Origin of the sequence: Salinimicrobium gaetbulicola, from assembly GCF_042676025.1 — a bacterium.
Taxonomy (GTDB): Bacteria; Bacteroidota; Bacteroidia; order Flavobacteriales; family Flavobacteriaceae; genus Salinimicrobium; species Salinimicrobium gaetbulicola.
In genome coordinates, this window is the sequence record NZ_JBHTJP010000032.1 from 408,143 (window position 1) to 428,142 (window position 20,000).

The window sequence follows — 20,000 nt, forward strand, 5'->3', positions numbered from 1 at the left end:
TTCAAATTTTAACTATTACACTGTGGTGATATTTAACACCCTTCTTAATTCTTTATCTAATTCTCGCTGTCCTTTTATAGCTTCTTCGAAGTCTACTGAAGTAACCTTCCTATTGGAAATTCCAACCATCACTTTGCTCTCACCTTTCATCAGGGCTTCTACGGCTCCAACTCCCAATCGACTGGCAAGCACACGATCATAACAACTTGGAGCACCTCCACGTTGCATGTGTCCCAACACAGAAACTCTTATGTCGTAGCCTTCCAGGTTTTCACCTATGAATTCTGCAAGTTCAAAAATATTCTTTCCGCTTTTCTCACCTTCAGCAACAACGATTATACTGGAGGTTTTACCAGATTTTCGGCTTCTCTCTAGCGAATACAGCATTTGCTCAATACCCTTGTCCTCTTCTGGGATCAAAATTTCTTCTGCACCTGCACCAATTCCACTATTCAAAGCGATATCCCCGGCATCGCGGCCCATCACTTCAACCAGGAAAAGCCTGTTGTGAGAACTCGCTGTATCCCTTATTTTATCAATAGCTTCTACAACAGTATTCAAGGCGGTATCATAACCAATGGTATAATCTGTCCCATTGATATCATTGTCTATTGTAGCAGGAATCCCAACGATAGGGAAATTAAACTCATCCTGAAAGATGGTAGCACCGGTAAAGGTTCCATCTCCTCCAATTACAACGAGTGCATCGATTTCGGCTTTTAAAAGATTTTCATGAGCCTTAGCTCTTCCTTCTTTAGTGCGAAATTCCTGTGAACGAGCGGACTTTAAGAAAGTTCCTCCTCGGTTGATTACATTTCTAACAGATCTGGCAGAAAGCAGCTCGAAATCACCTTCGATAAGCCCCTGGTATCCTCTGTAAACCCCTATACAGTCAAGGTTATAATAAGCACAGCTTCTAGCTACTGCTCTAATGGCAGCATTCATTCCGGGAGCATCGCCACCGGAAGTTAAAACACCTATTTTTTTTATCTTTTCTAACATGTATGTAAAGCTATTTGAATTTAAGAATATAACCTAATTCGCCCTGAAACTCAAACGTTTTCGGTTAATAAAAAATAAAAATGCCCTAATTTTAGGGCATTTTTGTGAATATTTTCAATAAAATTTACTTATTCCTCAAAACCACGTACTCCCATGGTCCAAAATTATAAGTGTTGTTTTCCTGTACTTTAAAGTCGGTTTTCCCCAGGTAAACAGAAAGCTCTTTTTGCAGCTCTAAATTGAACTCAACCGGCTCCTTGCTAAAGTTTGCCAAATAGATCACCTTTTCATCATTTTTGGAACGCTCAAAAGCAAGCACTTTTTCATCTTCAGATGTAGTTAATCTGATATATTCTGCAGCTTCTTTCCCGCCATGCAGGGCAACACTTTCATTCTTAAGCTCACCCAGTTTGGCAAGTATAGGCCACATTTTTCCTTTAGTACGCGGAATGGTATCTTTTTCAAAGAACAATAACCTCTTATCCATATCGTATTCCTGACCACTGTAGATCAATGGCATTCCGGGAATGGTATAAGAAAATGCCACCATTGCTTCTGAAGCATCTCCCATTCTTTCCTTCACTGTCCCGTTCCATGAATTCTCATCATGGTTGGTCACGAAGTTCATTAGGTAATCATCTTTTTGATAAGTGGTATCGATCTTTTGCATGTACTCATCCCAGGCCTCAACCGTAGCTTTACCTTGAGCCATTTCGTTCATTATATGATGACCTTCCCAGTTATATCCCATGTCAAAAGCCTCATGAAAAAGATCTTTTTTCTCAGATTCTGCCAGCATGAAAACAGGCTTTGTCTCCTTGATCTTATCTACCGCCTGAACCCAGAATTCTGTAGGAACTTCCCCGGCAACATCAGAACGGAAACCGTCAATATCATGCTCTACGATCCAGTACTCCATATCTTCGGTCATTGCTGCCCAAAGTTCTTTATTGTCATAGTTAAGGTCGGCTACATCTGTCCATCCCCACGACTCTCCGGTTTCAGGATTTAGAGGATCAACCGGCTCTCCTTCTGCATTCTGAGTATAGAATTCAGGATGCTCTTCTAACCATGGGTGGTCCCATCCGGTGTGGTTAGCAACCCAGTCCAGAATCACATACATACCATTCTCATGTGCAGTCGCAACTAGCTCGTCAAGATCCTCTTTTGTTCCGAAGTTAGGGTTCACATCAGTATAATCAGAGATCGCGTAATAGCTTCCAAGATACTTCTCACGCTCTGCCGGATCTTCAATATCCTCCACACTTAGATCTCCCGTTGCTTTACGGTTCTTTTCAGAAATAGGATAAATAGGCATTAACCAGATCACTTTCACCCCCAATTCCTTCAACTGCGGAATATCTTTGGTGAAAGCATCAAAAGTACCTTCTGGTGAATACTGTCTAATGTTGGCTTCATAAATCACTGCCGATTCCATAGCTTCATTTGAGACGGGTACAATGCTTTCAGCTACCGTTTCCTTCTGAAACTTTTTTTCTTCGTTTTTACAGGAAGCGAGGGTCATTACCCCCAATAAAAAAACTGCTATTTTTTTCATAAAATGTATAGTTATAAATTGATAATTATTGTTGTTTTCTCTTTTTCAAGGTATACTGGAAATACCAGTTCCCCAGTAGATCCATCATAATTTACTGCCTCTGGCTTGCCGTTCACTTCGACTTTATTTGGCACCGAAATTAAATTATGGATCACGAATTTTGTTCTTTTAAACTCTGAGGTCTCTCTGGCAGAACCAGGTCTTTTTTGAATCTCGAAAATCTGCTTTTTGCCCTCTATTTTACTTCTGAAGTTTAACAGCTCAAAATCCCCATTTTTATAAGAATCCTTTGTTTTTCCGTCATCATGGTAAAGGGTTCCTTCAGCTGAAGTAATTTCAGAATCGAAGAAATAATGGATCTCTACTTTTTTCGCGGAAAATTCTTCGGTATCTTGAATTGGTGAACTCATTGGAATGAATGCTCCTCCCCGTACGAAAGTCGGGATATATTCTTCCTTTAACTGAATTGTTTTCGTAGTGCCGCCTGAATATTTTTTTCCGGTATAAAAGTCGAACCAATTTGAAGTATTCGGAAAGTAAATGTCCTTTTCAGAAATTCCAGGTCTTACCACCGGAGAAATTAAAAAGTCATTCCCCCACAAATATTCATTGGCCACCGAATAAAGTCTGAAATTATCGGGTTCTTCAAAAAACAAAGGTCGCATCAAGGGAGTCCCTTCAACCGAATTTCTAAAGGACAGCGTGTAATTATAGGGCAAAAGACGGTATCGTAATTCAATAGCTTTCTTGGCCAGCTGCTTTGGTTTTTCTGCTCTGAATACCGGCTCTGAAGCAACATCTTCATGGGCATGAGGCCTGTAAACAGGTTGGAAAACGCCATATTGTAACCAGCGTGCATACAATTCATCATCCAGGTTCGCTCCTGCGAATCCTCCCAGGTCTGAATGCATATATGCGAGTCCCTGAAGACCCATTTGCAGGGAAATTTCAGGTTGCGGTTTTAAACCTTCCCAACCCCGGCTTACGTCACCAGACCACGGAATGAGCCCGAAACGTTGAGAACCGGCTGCCCCGGCCCGCATAAGAATGAACGGGCGGATCTCAGGAAAGTCCTTTTTATAGCCATCTCGTATCATTTTCGCCCAATAGTGTCCGTAAATATTATGCATTTCATTCGCAGATCCCGTGACATGCTGTAAAGCTTCAGGGTGAACTTCAGGCTCTCCAAGATCGCCCCACCATCCTGCTACACCTTTAGCGGCCAGGGTCTTATAAATATTCCAGAACCAGTCTTTTGCGTTAGGCTCAAAAATGTCAATTAATCCGGTATTTCCGAAGTAAAAATCAAATGTATAAGGTTTACCCAAGGTATCTTTTGCCAACACATTATTAGCTACCGCTTCTTCCCATCGGTTTGACGTTGTCAAAATGAATGGCTCGGTCACCAAAATAGTTTTCACTCCTTTTTCAGATAGCTCATTGATCATTTTTTCAGGTTGAGGAAAGGAATCCTTCACAAAAGCAAGATTCCCCATGGTTCCCAGCATTTCATGTCCAAACCAATAAAGATCCAGGATAACCGCATCAACAGGAATTTCCTCATTTTTGAACTTTTGAATAGTCTCCAAAACCTCTTTTTGAGAATGGTATCCGAACCTGCTTGAAAAATTTCCCAGGGCCCAACGTGGCGGCATTGGCTGCCTGCCTGTCAAAAGTGTATAATTTGAAACCAAATCTTCCCAGGAATTGCCTGCGATAACCTGATAAGTCTTTCGACCGCTGATGGTCTCATAAGTAAGAGTATTGTTATGCTGACTGTCAAGATCCAGGAATCCGATGGGAGCATTATCAAAATGGATCGCATATTTTTCAGAAGACATCACCACCGGCAAAGTGTAATTCAAAAGCTCACTTTTGGTCCCATAGCCATAGTGGGCGCGGTTGTACAACTCAAGCCTGTTTCCCCGACGGTCCATACCCAGGGCCCGGGCGCCTCCACCCATTAGCACTTCATATTCGGTGAGGTTGAAATCTATTTTCTCATGGGTTTCTCCTTTTGAGTAACCCATCTTTTCTGAAATCAGTTTTTCGTCATTGAAAAAATAAGTTACCTGAAAAGGCATTTTGGAGATCACAACATCCACACCATCAGTGTCGATAATGATGTTTTCTGAAGTCTCCTCCACATCAAATCGTACGTTCAAGGGCTCAAGGACTACGGCATGAGATTCATCAGAAAAATCTTCTCCTTCCGGAATAAAGGAAGTCTCCATGATTTCCGGCGTATAAGGCCTGAAAATGTAGTTCCCATCCTGAGTTTTTACCACAACTGAGTTTCCAAGTTGTTCTGCACTCAAAAAATTCCGGTCTGGATTCTGTCCAAAAACAGCAATCGAAATAAAAAACAGGCTACTTAAAAATGCTATTTTCAAACGGCATTTTTGAAGGGTATATATTCTCACTTCTCTGAATTTAATTGAGTTTGGTAGTATAAATAAAGGCTCCTTCCCCGCTAAGTTCCAGTGAATCTTCCCAGTTAACTTCCTCATTAGAAATGATATTTTTCAAGGTCGATCCTTCCAGTCCCAGCTCTGCAAATCTTTCCAGATCTAGTTGAACAGGTTCAGCATTCTTATTTAATATTATAACCACCTTTTCGTTATCCAGTTCTCGAGCTAACAGATAGATGCCATTTTCCGGAGCAAAATGAATGGTCTTCCCAGTATGGATCGCCTTACTGTCTTTCCTGTAATTCAAGATGATCTTAACGAATTGCTGCATTTCCTTTTGCTCTTTTGAAAGACCTTCTCCTGTAAAAGCGCTCACAGGATCGTTTTTCCAGCCTCCAGGAAAATCGGTTCTGATCAACCCGTGATCACCTGGTTTAGCGGTATCATCCATGAGGATCTCGGTTCCGTAGTAAAGTTGTGGGGTCCTTGGGAGCATCAGTAAATATGCGACTGCCATTTTTGTATGAACTACATTTTCATTCAACTGGGTAAAAATCCGGCTCATATCGTGATTATCAGGAAAGATCATAATATCTTCCGGACACGCATATATGAAATCATTTGCCAGCCCTTTATATATTTTCACCAAACCGGTAGCCCATTGTTCTTCTTCCTTCAAAGCGCTGACAATGTTGGCCTGCATGGCAAAATCCATGGTAGAAGTAAGATTGGAGTCATAGCCGTCGCGGTTATTAGCGCCTTCCTGCCAGTATCCTATCAATAGTGGATTGTAGCTCCACTCCTCACCTACAATGCTGAAATTCGGGTATTCTTTCATGATGGCTCCTGCCCATTCACTCATGAACTCCTTATCTGGATAAGGATAAGTATCCTGCCGTATGCCGCCTAATCCCAGTGTTTCTATCCACCAGATGTTATTCTGAATAAGGTATTTCGCCATGAAAGGGTTACGTTGATTAAGATCTGGCATAGTTTCCACGAACCAGCCATCTGTCATGCCTTTTTTGTCGACTTCAGAAGCATATCTGTCCTGGTTGGATGTTCTTTGGTGGTTTGAATACACCAAAGATTCTTTGTTTTCAAAACGCTCCTGAAAATTGATCCAGTCTGAAAATGGCAGGTCCTTCATCCACCAGTGTTCCACTCCCACATGGTTCGCCACCATATCCATGATAAGTTTGATCCCCTTTTCACGGGACTTCTCGGCCAGTTCTTTGTATTCTTCCAAACTTCCGAAGCGTGGGTCTACCTTATAAAAATCGGTCATGGCATAACCATGATACGAACCTGAATTCATGTCATTTATAAGCAAAGGAGACGACCATAATGCGGTGAAACCCATTTCATCGATATAATTAAGGTGATCGATAATTCCGCGGATATCCCCACCGTGACGGGCATAATCATCTTTGCGATCTATCTTTTTCTCGAGAAGGGATTTATTTATGTCATTTGAGACATCACCGTTAGCGAATCTATCTGGAGTGATTAGATAGATAGCGTCTGAACTATCAAAACCAACATAGTCCTCAGCAGGTTTTTGACGCTGCCTTAATTCATATTTATAGGTAACGACTTTCCCCTTTAGGGGTTTGAAAGCAATCTTAAAAGTTCCAGGTTTGGCATTTTTAGAAATTAATAAGTCCAGAAACAAATAATTAGGACTTTCAGTTTTGTGAACTTTTTTAAGACTCACTCCGTCATAAGATATGGAAGGAGTTGTCTTTCCAATATTTTCTCCATAAACAAGAAGCTGAAGTTCCTGCTCGTGGAAACCAATCCACCAGTTAGGTGGTTCGACGCGGTCTATCTGCGCCGAAGAAATGAAACTTACTATCAAGAATAGACAAATTGTGACCTGTTTCATCTTATTATTTTAAATAAAAAAGCTTCCTGAAATGAACAGGAAGCTTTTTGTTATTAAATACTCACTAAATTGTTTGGCTCAACTTTCAAAGGTTTGCCGTTGACCATAATTTCAAGGCTATCAGTGCCCTCTAAAGCAAAGCTTGTTTTACCCGGAGCCACATTTACCTTTAAGATCTGGTTTCTGAAGTTCACTTTAAAAGAGAAACTTTCCCATCCATTCGGGATCTTTGGCGCAAAGAACAATTTCCCCTCCTTGATACGCATTCCCCCGAAACCTTCAACGATACTCATCCAGGTACCCGCCATACTGGTGATATGACAACCTTCTTTTACCTCGTTATTGTAATCGTCAAGGTCCAAACGAGAAGTTCTTAAATAGAACTGGTATGCCTGGTCCATGCGGTCCAAAGCAGCTGCCTGGATACTGTGAACACAAGGAGACAAAGAAGACTCATGTACGGTCAAGGGCTCATAGAAGTCAAAATGTTTTTCCAACTCTTCTTTGGAGAAATCATCCTCAAAGAAATAGAATCCCTGTAACACATCTGCCTGCTTTATGTAACAACTTCTTAAAATTCGGTCCCAGCTCCATTTCTGGTTGATAGGACGCTGAGTTTTACTTAAATCAGACACCGGAATGATCTCCTTATCAAGGAAGTTATCCTGCTGTAAGTAAACCTGGTATTCTTCAGAGTACGGGAAATACATTTTATCTGCCACCTCTTTCCAGGCCGCCATTTCTTCCGAAGAAAGTGAAGTTGCAGACATTACCCTGTCATGATCTATAGCGTATTGCTCTTTCACTCTGGCAATCGACTCCAAGCAATAATCTATACACCATTTTGCAATATAATTAGTGTACCAGTTGTTGTTAACGTTGTTCTCATATTCGTTAGGCCCGGTCACTCCCAGGATCACATACTTATTTTTCTGGTTGCTGTAGTTAGCTCTCTGGTGCCAGAAGCGTGCAATAGCGATCATCACTTCAAGACCTTTTTCAGGTATATAACTGAAGTCTCCAGTATAATCCACATATCTTTTAATAGCCACTACCATAGCACCATTTCTGTGGATCTCCTCAAAAGTGATCTCCCACTCGTTGTGACTCTCCTCCCCGTTCATGGTAACCATTGGGTAAAGCGCGGCACCATTGGTGAATCCTAATTTTTTGGCATTTTCAATGGCCTTATCAAGCTGATTGTAGCGATAGGTCAAAAGGTTACGGGCCACATGTTGGTCTTTTGTAGCCATGTAAAATGGGATACAATAAGCTTCAGTATCCCAATAAGTGCTTCCCCCGTATTTTTCACCGGTAAATCCTTTAGGGCCAATATTCAGTCGTGCATCTTCACCAAGGTAGGTCTGGTTAAGCTGAAAGATATTGAACCTGATCCCCTGCTGAGCTTTTACGTCTCCCTGGATGCTAATATCTGCCATTTCCCAGATTCCTGCCCAGGCAGCTTTTTGCTCCTGAAGGATAGTTTCATATCCTGCTGCCACAGCCTTGTCAAGCACATTCTTTGCTGCAAAAATAAGGTCTTCCCGATTATGGTTCATGTCGGTCACATAACCGGCAAACTTTTGAAGACTCACCGTTTCTCCTTTTTTGGCTTCGGTGGTATATCTGAATGAGATCTTTTCATCAAAGATCACCTCGGAAGGTTCTATTTCTTCCACCTTTCCATCCTTAAACATTTGCGATTGCATGAATACGGTCGCGAAAAATTCTGTTTTCAGGGTCTTTGAGGTAATGAAAGCTTTATGTTCATCGGTCTTCACCTCTTGAACCTCCCAGAACTTCTCTTCCCAGTTGGCATCCTCATTAGTGATCCCGCTGTCAATATAAGGTTCAAAAACAACCGTGGCATCGGCATTCAATACCTGCACGTCATAATTAATGGCTCCAAGTTCATTTCGTTCGATAGAGAGAAACCTGGTCACCTTTACAGAAACCTCGAGGTCATTTGGCATTACTGCAGTAAAACTACGGTCATACCAACCTTCCTTCATATTCAATTCCCTGCGGAAATCTCTAACTTCCTTGCATTTATAAAGATCTAAAGCTTCGCCGTTGATAAGGACATTGATCCCAATCCAGTTTGGCGCATTCAATACTTTGGCGAAATATTCGGGATACCCGTTCTTCCACCAACCCACTTTAGTTTTATCTGGGTAGTAAACACCGGCAATATAGCTTCCCTGAAATGTGGAACCTGAATACTGTTCTTCAAAATTCGCCCGTTGTCCCATCGCTCCGTTTCCGAGGCTGAAAAGACTTTCAGACGATTCTACTCTGTCTACATCAAATCCTTCTTCAAGGATTGACCAGTTGTCTGGTTTTATATAATCCTGATTCATTTTCTTTATTTGGTAACAATTTTTTTAATAAACTCTATTTGTATCTGTGTGAAATCCGGAAAAATATGATCGGCTTCACCCAGCACTTCTTCTTCCCCTATTCCAATACTTATCATATTTGCCCTTTTAGCAGCCTGTACACCCGCGACAGAATCTTCAAAAACGATACAGTCTGAAGGTTTCATTTGAAGCTTTTCTGAAGCAATAAGAAATACTTCAGGATCGGGTTTTGCTTTTTGAACATCATTTCCGTCAACAATAGCCGTAAACCGGTCATAGATCTTCAGGCTTTTTAAAATTGGTCGTGCATTTTTACTGGCAGATCCCAGGGAAAATGGAATATCATTTTCGGTTAAAAAATCCAGCACCTCTTTCACTCCCGGCAGCAAGTCATCTTCAGACATATGAGATATCCTTGCCAGGTAATCCTCATTTTTGGAAACCATGAGACGTTCAAAATCTGCTTCAGAAACAGTTTTTCCACCCCATTGTAAGATCTGCTCCAGAGAATGGACACGACTTACTCCTTTTAATTGCTCATTCTGATCAAGACTAATGTCAAAACCCAGGTCATTCGCCAGTTTTCTCCAGGCCAAAAAATGAAATTTGGCCGTATCTACAATTACTCCATCCAGGTCAAAAATAATTCCTCTATAATCACTCATCAATAGTCACTCTTTTAGTTGATTTTACCCTTAATGTCAACACTCCCGAAAGGATCATAGAAAATCCTCCGACAATAAGTGCGTAGACAGGGTCATTCCATAAAAATTCTTTTACCAGAAATCCAAGAATTGTCGCAGCGACGATCTGTGGGATCACGATAAAGAAATTGAAAACTCCCATATAATATCCCATTTTTGCCGAAGGCAGGGAACCTGATAGCATGGCATACGGCAACGAAAGTATACTCGCCCATGCGATACCTACTCCTACCATTGAAAGTAGAAGTCCCATTTTGGTGGTAATGAAATAAATGGAAATCAAACCGACTCCTCCAAAACAAAGGGCCAGTAAATGTGTTACTCTGTTACTTGTTTTCTGTGCGATCACAGGCAACAAGAATGCGACTGCGGCAGCTACCCCGTTGTAAACGGTGAACATCACCGGTACCCAGTCGGCTGCATCATTATATAGTTCAGATGTTGTATCACTTGTCCCGAAGACGTGACCTGTTACAGCTGCCGTGGTATAGATCCACATTGAAAACAATGCGAACCATGAAAAGAACTGAACCCAGGCCAGTTTCTTCATAGTATCTGGCATATTCAACATATCGGTAACTATGGTCGTAAAGGCATTCTTGACATTCTTCTTCCGAAGATTTGCTGCCATAATGAACAGTACACCCACAACCACAAGTCCCACAAACAAGATATACAGTTCCTTGGTAAGTTGGTGGTCAAAAATGTACCAGGTCACCAAAGCACCAACTGTCATCATCCCTATCCCGGAATACAGCTGTTTTTTAATATTTTTCGTCCGATCTTCAGGTTTTTCTTTTTCAGGTTGAGCTGCAAGCTTATCTCTTCTTTCAAATTCAGCCAGCTCTTCAGGGGTGTATTCCTTCGATTTAAAAACCGTCCATAATACGGTTAAAAGGAAAACGATTCCTCCTACATAAAAGGACCATTTCACAGAATCTGGTATAACTCCTTCGGGAGCAGTATTACTGATTCCCATCCAGTTTGAAAAAACATACGGCAGTAAAGACCCAACAACAGCCCCGGTACCAATAAAGAAACTTTGCATAGAAAAGCCCAGTGTTCTTTGTTTTTCGGGTAAATTATCTCCCACAAAAGCCCTGAATGGTTCCATAGAAATATTTATGGAAGCATCCATTAGCCATAAGGTCCCTGCGGCTATCCATAAGGTAGGAGAGTTCGGCATTATATATAAGGCAATGGAGGAAAGAATGGCGCCTGCCAGAAAGTACGGTCGTCGTCTCCCTAGCCGTGTCCAGGTACGGTCGCTAAAATACCCAATTATAGGCTGAACCACCAGACCTGTTACAGGTGCGGCAATCCATAGAATCGGGATCTGATCAACATCAGCTCCTAAGGTTTCAAAAATTCGAGAGGTATTGGCGTTTTGCAGAGCAAAACCAAATTGTATTCCCAGAAATCCAAAACTCATATTCCAGATTTCCCAAAAACTTAATGTACGTTTTTGCATTATCGTAGTAGTTTGATTACGATAAGCTGTAAGACTTATCAAAACTTAATGAAGGAGAGTGAAAATATAAGTCTTGATAAAATTCAAGGGCAAATATAGAAATTTATATATAGCTTGAACTTATTTTTTTGCATTTTGTCGATTCTCTTTCTATGAGGCTGGTCTTAATCATCTCTGTCCTAAACATTTTCCCATTTGAATTTTGATCCTCCAGTCTTTCAATTAACATCTCAGCAGCCCGAGCCCCTATTTCAGTTCCATGCTGATTAATAGTTGTGAGGCTTGGTAGAAATCGCCTGGAGAGTTCTCCGTCAGAGAAACTAACCACTTTTACATCCTCAGGAACCTTAATACCTTTTTTGTAAAGTGCTTTAATAGCGCTGGTACTAAATTGTTCATTCACCGCGAAAACCCCATCCAGATCAGTGGTGTTTATAAAGTTCATGATCTCTTCATCACTATGATCCATATCCTCTATTTTAAGGATAAGATCATTATTTACCTCCATACCATTTTCTCGAAGTGCCTCAATGTATCCTTCTGTCCTTAACTTACCAACACTTACATAATCTACCGTAGTTACAATACCTACTTTAGAACAGCCTATATCCAATAAGTGCTGAACTGCTTTTTTAGCCCCTTCGGTATCGTCGATAATTACCTTATCACATACTATTTGATCTACGACCCGATCAAATAATACAATTGGCATCCCCTGACTGATCACTTCGGTCAAATGATGATAGTCTTCTTTTTGCTGAGTTTCTTTGGCTACCGATAGAATAAAGCCATCTGTACTACCGTTGGCAAGCATCTCCATGTTCATGACCTCCTTGTCAAATGAGTTATTGGAAACACAAATAATTACGTTATACCCATGTTTATTTGCAACTTCCTCAATTCCGCCGATCACAGTCGCAAAGAAATCATGGACAATTTCCGGAAGGACAATACCTATAGTACGGGTCTTCCTATTTTTAAGGCTTAAGGCTATATTATTGGGCTTATAATTATAAAGTTTCGCAAATGCCTTGATCTTAACACGGGTCTCTTCACTTATCTCTACACTATCCCTTAATGCTTTGGACACAGTGGACACTGACACATCTAACTCTCTGGCAATCTGTTTTAAAGTCAATTTGGGTTTCATAGGGCAATTTTTACGGATGCAAAATTATGGTAATTATTTGTTAATTCAATTTTAAAAAAAGTTGTCAACACGAAAACGTTTTCGCAACGCCAATATGACTACTGTCATCTTTTTCATCTACACATTTTGTCTACTTTCGAACCCGGAGAGTGAAAATATAAGGTTAAAATATTTGTAAAACCCCCTTAATAATGCAATTTTATGAGAACATTTATTAAAAGCACATTGCTTCTCTTGTTTATGATGCCAATGAGCTTTTTTGCACAATCGACGCTCAGTGGAGTTATTACCGAGCGCGATACCGGAATGCCTATACCAGGGGCTAACGTGGTCATTAAAGGTACCACCACCGGAACCGTCACTAATTTTGATGGAGAATATACTCTTAACGGAGTAAATATGGATGACGTATTGGTCTATTCATATGTAGGTTTCGCCAGCCAGGAAATACCATATGCCGGACAGGCAACGATTGATGTAAGTATGGCAACTGACGCTGCCCTTCTTGACGAAGTGGTTGTTGTAGGTTATGGTACCATTAGTAAAAAGGATGCCACCGGTGCCGTTTCCCAAATTTCTACCGAGGACTTTAATAAAGGACCTGTAGCCACAGCCAGTCAGTTGATCACCGGTAAGATCGCAGGTGTGAAAGTTACCTCAGGTGGTGGAGCTCCTGGTGAAGGACAGAATATTATAATTAGAGGTCAGGGTTCCTTATCTCTTAACTCCTCACCTCTTATTGTTGTTGATGGTATCCCTCTTGCCAATGATGCAGTAGGCGGATCAAGAAATGCATTAGATTTCATTAATCCTAGTGATATTGAGAGCATGACTGTTTTGAAAGATGCTTCTTCAACTGCCATTTATGGTTCAAGAGCAGCCAACGGTGTAATTATGATCACCACCAAAAAAGGTAAAGGTCTTGACTTTAAATTCAACTATTCAACAGCAACTTCAGTTTATGAGCCTACAGATTTCGTAGATATGATGGATGGAGACCAATTCAGAGATCTTATCAATACCATCGGAAGTGATGCAGCTAAAGCGAGATTAGGTGAAGCTAATACAAACTGGCAGGATGAGATCTACACGACTGCTGTTGGGGTAGAACATAACTTTAGTACAACCGGTAATATCGGCGCCTTTATGCCGGTAAGAGCGTCGGTTGGTTATACTGACCAGGATGGTATTTTAAAAGGTGATAACTTCACAAGGTCAACCGGATCTCTTAATTTACGTCCTAGCTTCCTTGACGGACAGCTTCAGGTAGAGTTGAATGGTAGAGGAATGTATACTGAAAACAACTTTGCCAACAGAGATGCAATTGGGGCTTCAGTTGATTTTGATCCTACTCAATCTATCTATGACGAAAATTCTCCTTTTGGAGGCTATTTTACCTGGTTGAATTCAGATGGTGTTAAAAACAACTTATCCCCTACCAACCCTGTAGCATTGATCAATTTGAAAAATGATAACTCAGAGGTTCGTCGTTTCATAGGTAACGCTAAGGTTGACTATGAATTACCTTTCCTTCCTGAACTTACTGCAACAGTAAACGCAGGATATGATGAGACAAACAGTCATGGAAGAACAAGAACTTCTATCGAAATGCCATCTTCAGACCTTGATTGGAATGGAGCGAACACACGTTACCGTAATGTTGCTTTAAACAGGTTATTCGATGCTTACTTAACTTACGAAAAGGATTTCGCTGAAAGTTCTATTAATGCAGTTGCAGGTTATTCTTATCAGAAATTCGAAAACCACAACTACAATTTTGATAGTGAAGCGAGAGAAGATGGAAATGATTTTGAATTTATTGATAAATGGAGAAGCGTACTGCTTTCTTACTTCGGAAGGGTGAATTTCAACCACGCCGATAAATACTTATTAACCGCTACGCTTCGTGCCGATGCTTCGTCAAAACTGAATCCTGATGACAGATGGGGTTATTTCCCTTCTGTTGCAGCAGCCTGGAGCATTCACAACGAAGACTTCCTTTCTGGATCAAATACGATCGACCAGTTGAAGTTAAGAGTGGGATATGGTGAAATTGGAAACGTGAATGGATTAGGAGACTATAATTTCCTTCAAAGTTATACCGGAAGTCGATCTAATGCGACTTACCAATTTGGATCTTCTTATTATCCAACATATCGTCCGGAAGAATTCAATGAAGATCTTCGTTGGGAAGTTGGAAAAACCTTTAACATTGGTTTAGACTACGGGTTCCTGAACAACCGTATCTCTGGATCTGTTAACGCGTACCTTAAGAAAACCGAAGACCTGATCAGTTTTGTTACTATAGATCCGTTCACGAACTTCTCTAATGGGCTTGATAAAAACATTGGAGATATGGAAAACAGAGGTATCGAATTTGAACTAAATGTAGTTCCTGTTCAAACAGAGGATTTTAATTGGAGTATCGGCTACAACGTTTCCGTAAATGACAATGAGATAACTAACCTTCCAGACCAGGTAGATGTAGGAGACATTAATGGAGGTACCGGTAACAAAATTCAGTTACACAAAGAAGGATATTCTCCGTTCAGTTACTGGGTTTACAAGCAGGTTTACAATGAAGCAGGTAATCCAATTGAAGGTGCTTATGTAGACCGTAACGGTGATAATAAGATCAATGATGATGACAGATACCTTTACAAAGATCCTTATGCTGATATTATCATGGGTCTAAACACTAACATGAATTATAAGAACTGGGATCTTGCAATTGTTACCAGAGCCAACTTTGGAAACTATGCCTACAATAACATGGCTTCAAGTAAAGTGTACGAACTTAGAGCAACTGAAAACAGTATTCTAACTAATCTTCACAGAGATTACTACAATACGCGATTCCAGGCGATCACTGAAACTAATCTTCAGAGTGACTACTACATCCAGGAGGCTTCATTCTTTAAACTAGACAACATCACTTTAGGGTACACTTTACCTGAATTTGTTGGAGAATCTACTTTAAGAATTTATGGTTCAGCGCAAAATGTAGCTACTATTACAGATTATGACGGATTAGACCCTGAAATCGATGGTGGTATTGATAACAACTTCTACCCAAGACCAAGATCTTTTGCTGTAGGTGTAAACCTTAACTTTTAAAAAAAAATTGAAATGAATATAAAAAATCTTAAAAAGTTAGTCTATATCTTACCTGTATTGGCAATAACAGCCTGTCACAGTGATTTAGATCAATTTCCAATAGATCCTGATAGTTCAACCGAAGCGAATGTTTTTGCAGACACTGAGGAGGCTAAAAGTGGTCTGGCTAAATTATACGCCAGCTTATCTTTAACCGGCCAGGAAGGACCTGCAGGTGATCCGGACATTTCAGGAATTGATGAGGGAACTTCTCAATATACCAGGATGTTATTCAGTCTAAATGAGCTTACTACAGATCATGCGGTTGTTGGTTGGGGTGACCCGGGTCTACCTAATCTTCACGCTATGGATTGGGGTGCCGGTAATGACTTTACTGTTGGAATGTATTATCGTTTAGCTCAGGAAGTTTCCTTCACCAATTCATTTATTGAAAAGGCGATTAATTTACAAGGTGAAGAAGCTCAGTATTTTATTGCTGAAGCCCGTTTTTTAAGAGCCTTTGCTTATTATAATCTTATCGATCTTTACGGGAATGTTCCTCTTGAAGATAAGGTATCCACTTCTTTGCCTGAACAAGCCTCTCGCCAGGAGCTCTTTGATTTTGTAGAAAAAGAACTGATTGATATCCAGGATAAGTTAAAGGAAAGCGGTGCTAATGAATATGGTCGGGTCGATCGTGTTGCTGCCTGGGCTTTACTTTCAAAATTATACCTGAATGCCGAAGTTTGGACCGGTACCGAGATGTATGCAAAATCTGTTGAGTTTTCTAACAAGGTCATCAATTCCTCCTATTCTATCAATACCAATGATGCCAATGGAAATGGTTCGGCATATGATGAATTGTTTCTGGCAGACAATGACAAAAACGGAGCCCAAAATGAGTTTATCTTCTCTATCAACTTTGATGGAAACCAAGCGCGTACATATGGAGGAACTACTTTCCTAATTCATGCAGCCGTAGGAGGAGACATGGACCCTGCTGAGTTCGGAGTGAATGGAGGCTGGGGTGGTCTAAGAACGACCAAAGCTTTAGTTAACAAATTTGATTATGCCGTTACCGAAAGTGACGCAGATGGAAATCCTGTTGCATGGTCAGACGGACGTGCTTTATTCTTTACTGATGGACAGAGCCTTGAGATCAACACCATAGCAAACACCTTTACAGATGGATATGCGGTCACCAAGTTCAAAAATGTGGATTCCAATGGGAATGCCGGAAGTGATGAAGGAGGAACATTTACAGATACTGACCTGCCTATAATCAGGTTAGCTGAAATTTACCTTAACTATGCTGAAGTAGCTGCTCTAGGTTTAGGTGGAGATAAACAAACAGCTGTTAGTTACATTAATGAGTTGAGAGAAAGAGCTTTTGGAAACACATCAGAGAATATCACCAGCGCAGACTTGACTATAGACTTCGTAAAAGATGAAAGATCCAGAGAATTGTACTGGGAAGGTCAAAGAAGGACTGACCTGATAAGATTCAATGAATTCACAACCGCAAACTATCTATGGCCATTTAAAGGTGGGGCAAAAAATGGTACTGCAGTGGAAAGCTTTAGAAGTTTGTTTCCGTTACCAAGCAACATAATCTCTATTAATCCAAACTTAACTCAAAATACAGGTTACTAAAATTATATTTAAAATGAAAAAACTATCAATATTTTTACTCGCAATCGTCGCAATATTAAGTTTGAGTTCATGCTCAGAAGATGACGATTTCACATTCGTAGCAAAACAAAGCCCGGAAGGAGTAATGTTTTTAAACGCTCCTGCTCCTCAATACAGTCTTTCAGCGTCTAACGGCGATAATATCGCTGAAAGATTTGTTTGGAACGAAGTTGATTTTGATGTACAGACCACGGTACGTTATGAATTACAGGCTTCTACTACAGAAACCTTTGATGAGAACATGACAATTTTAGCCAGCGATATCGCTGAAACGAATTATGCAGTAACCGTAAAAAGTATGTTAGAACTTGCTAAAGAAGCAGGTTTAGACAACGATCCTGAGACCGAAGATGCACCAAATACAGGCATGCTTTACTTCAAAGTTCGTGCATATGTTGGAGATACCGCTCCAAGTAACGTAGAAGAGATTTCAGAAGTTTTAGGGCTTATGGTTGTTTTACCGGAAACTGAAGGAGCTGAACCCGCAAAACTTCAGTTATACATGGTTGGAGATGCTAGCCTTGATGTTTGGAATCCAAACAATAATAACACGCCTTTATTCAGAGATGCTGCAGATGAAAACATTTTCTACTATACAGGTTATTTCAAGGCTGGATCATTCAAGTTCATCACAACATTAGGATCTTGGGCACCAATGTATGGTGTTAATCCAGATGCTGAAGGAACCTTAATAGCCAGACCTACTGAAGCAGATCCAGATCCTTCTACTATAGACGTAGCTGATGCAGGTTACTACAGCCTTCTGGTTAATTTAAATGACCTTACTTATACTTTTGAGCCTTATGATGCAAGTAGCGCAGCAACTTATACCACCATTGGTCTTATTGGTGATTCAACACCAGACGCATGGGATGCCGATCAGGATATGACCCAATTATCAAATGATTCTCACATCTGGTACATTAGTGAAGTCGAATTGACAGATGGTGAAGCTAAGTTCAGAGCTGAAAATGGATGGGATATCAACTGGGGAGCTGATACTCCGCTTTCAGGAGAAGCTACTTCTGGCGGACCAAATATCCCAGTAACTGCAGGTATTTACAATGTATGGTTTAATGACCTTACCGGACGATATGTATTTATTCCTCAAGTACAGGAATAAAAATCACTTAATAAAAAAGGCTGCTTAACCGGCAGCCTTTTTTCATTTTAATAATTATATTATGATCAAGAGAACGATTTTTTTTCCTTTATTGGCTGTACTCCTTATTTTGGGGTCCTGCTCTAAAGATGATGAATCTCCTACACCTGAACCGGAACCTAAAATTGAAACTCCGCAGCCTACAGCCCTAGATCTAAATGATTTTGATAACGGCGCAGGAGTAATGATGCAGGCTTTTTACTGGGACGTAGAACCCCGTCACGAATGGTGGGATATCCTTTCTGAAAAAGTTGAAGGCTGGGCCGACGCCGGGATCAACCGTATGTGGCTTCCTGTTGCTACAAAAGGCCAATCTGGAGGATATTCAATGGGGTATGATGTTTCAGATTATTTTGATTTTGGAGATCTATACCAACACGGAACTACCGAAACCCGTTTTGGCTCCCGTGAAGAATTGGAAAACCTTATCGATGTGTCACATCAACATGGTGTTGAAGTGATCGCAGATATTGTGATCAATCACAACTCCGGAGGTGGTGAAGAATACAATCCCTACCGAGGAGAAAATACTTACACCTTGTTTGACGAGGATCATGGAAACGCCTCAGGTATGTTCAACAGAGACTATGAAAACTTCTATCCTAACAGCACCAGTAACTGGTATGACAACAGTTTGTTCTACCCAGAAACTAACCTGGACCATCATCAGGAATACGTTCAAAACTGGTTATGGAAAAATGAGAATTCAGTAGCTAAATATTACATGAACGTGATGGGCTTTGATGGCTGGAGGTTTGATTATGTTAAAGGATTTGAACCTTGGGTTATCAAAGAATGGTTAGATGAGGTTGGAGGTTTCTCAGTAGGTGAAAACTGGGATGGCTATAGTCCTAACTTAGAAGCCTGGGTTGAAGAAACCGGATCTGGAGCTTTTGATTTTGCTACTTTCTACAAGTTAGATGAGGCTTTTGACCGTCACGACGATCTCACCATCTTCAATGATGAAATGTTATGGAAAACCCATCCTGATAAAGCCGTGACCTTCACAGCAAATCATGATACGGAAAAGGATAGTAATGAAGATAACTACATTTCCTACGATAATAAAATGAAAGCTTATTCCTTCATTTTAACACACCCGGGATACCCTACGATCTTCTATTCTGATTATGAAAATGAAGAGTTCAAGGAAAAATTAAATAAGTTGATGCTAATTCATAATACCATCGCCACAGGAGAGGTAGAAGTACTTTATGTGGACAATGATGAGTATGTTATGAAAAGAAGTGGAAATGCGACTAACCCTGGGTTGATACTGTATATTAATACCGGTATAAACGCAAAAAGAAGATCTGTTGAATCAAACTGGAATTCAAATTTTGTTATGGATTACAGTGAAAACACTAACTATATTGCAAAGACCGATGAAACCGGATCAGTAATGTTGGAAGGACCTGCAAATGGTTATGCGGTTTACTCCATTATGGAGGACGGTGAATAGTACCCTACACTATTTATCAATTAAAAGGCTGATCAATGATCAGC

12 protein-coding genes are annotated in these 20,000 nt (G+C 40.5%); 4 read left to right on the forward strand and 8 right to left on the reverse strand.

All coding sequences use genetic code 11. The features are described from left to right. Positions 1-15: 15 nt before the first annotated feature. From pfkA to ACFQ1G_RS03345, 8 genes are all read right to left on the reverse strand, one after another. The gene (gene pfkA / locus ACFQ1G_RS03310) at positions 16-1,002 is read right to left on the reverse strand and encodes a 6-phosphofructokinase (RefSeq protein WP_380736849.1); all 987 of its coding nucleotides are present in this window, start codon (positions 1,000-1,002) and stop codon (positions 16-18) included. A gap of 124 nt (positions 1,003-1,126) precedes the next feature. Beyond that, positions 1,127-2,560: an alpha-amylase family glycosyl hydrolase gene (locus tag ACFQ1G_RS03315; protein WP_380736850.1), complete on the reverse strand. Its 1,434-nt coding sequence runs from the start codon at positions 2,558-2,560 to the stop codon at positions 1,127-1,129. A gap of 11 nt (positions 2,561-2,571) precedes the next feature. Then, the gene (locus ACFQ1G_RS03320) at positions 2,572-5,070 is read right to left on the reverse strand and encodes a glycoside hydrolase family 31 protein (protein WP_380736851.1); all 2,499 of its coding nucleotides are present in this window, start codon (positions 5,068-5,070) and stop codon (positions 2,572-2,574) included. Further along, positions 4,994-6,859, reverse strand: coding sequence for a glycoside hydrolase family 13 protein (locus tag ACFQ1G_RS03325; RefSeq protein ID WP_380736852.1), 1,866 nt, complete (start codon positions 6,857-6,859; stop codon positions 4,994-4,996). The genes ACFQ1G_RS03320 and ACFQ1G_RS03325 overlap by 77 nt, the downstream gene beginning before the upstream one ends. Positions 6,860-6,912: 53 nt before the next feature. Beyond that, the gene (locus ACFQ1G_RS03330) at positions 6,913-9,219 is read right to left on the reverse strand and encodes a glycoside hydrolase family 65 protein (RefSeq protein ID WP_380736853.1); all 2,307 of its coding nucleotides are present in this window, start codon (positions 9,217-9,219) and stop codon (positions 6,913-6,915) included. Positions 9,220-9,224: 5 nt separating this feature from the next. After that, the gene (gene pgmB, locus ACFQ1G_RS03335) at positions 9,225-9,884 is read right to left on the reverse strand and encodes a beta-phosphoglucomutase (protein WP_380736854.1); all 660 of its coding nucleotides are present in this window, start codon (positions 9,882-9,884) and stop codon (positions 9,225-9,227) included. Continuing rightward, positions 9,877-11,394, reverse strand: a complete 1,518-nt coding sequence (locus ACFQ1G_RS03340; protein ID WP_380736855.1) for an MFS transporter — start codon at positions 11,392-11,394, stop codon at positions 9,877-9,879. Before ACFQ1G_RS03340 ends, pgmB begins: the two co-directional genes overlap by 8 nt. A 103-nt stretch (positions 11,395-11,497) precedes the next feature. Next, on the reverse strand, positions 11,498-12,544 hold the full coding sequence (locus tag ACFQ1G_RS03345) for a LacI family DNA-binding transcriptional regulator (RefSeq protein ID WP_380736856.1): 1,047 nt from the start codon (positions 12,542-12,544) through the stop codon (positions 11,498-11,500). Between the two features lie 201 nt (positions 12,545-12,745). Here ACFQ1G_RS03345 and ACFQ1G_RS03350 point away from each other — a divergent pair, with 201 nt between their 5' ends. The 4 genes from ACFQ1G_RS03350 (at position 12,746) to ACFQ1G_RS03365 (ending at position 19,956) form a co-directional block, all read left to right on the forward strand. Continuing rightward, on the forward strand, positions 12,746-15,661 hold the full coding sequence (locus ACFQ1G_RS03350) for a SusC/RagA family TonB-linked outer membrane protein (RefSeq protein ID WP_380736857.1): 2,916 nt from the start codon (positions 12,746-12,748) through the stop codon (positions 15,659-15,661). Between the two features lie 12 nt (positions 15,662-15,673). Beyond that, positions 15,674-17,293, forward strand: a complete 1,620-nt coding sequence (locus ACFQ1G_RS03355) for a RagB/SusD family nutrient uptake outer membrane protein (RefSeq protein WP_380736858.1) — start codon at positions 15,674-15,676, stop codon at positions 17,291-17,293. Positions 17,294-17,306: 13 nt separating this feature from the next. Continuing rightward, positions 17,307-18,455, forward strand: coding sequence for a SusF/SusE family outer membrane protein (locus ACFQ1G_RS03360; protein ID WP_380736859.1), 1,149 nt, complete (start codon positions 17,307-17,309; stop codon positions 18,453-18,455). 61 nt (positions 18,456-18,516) lie between these two features. Continuing rightward, entirely contained in the window at positions 18,517-19,956 is a 1,440-nt protein-coding gene (locus ACFQ1G_RS03365) for an alpha-amylase (protein ID WP_380736860.1), read from the forward strand. Positions 19,957-20,000: the final 44 nt, after the last annotated feature.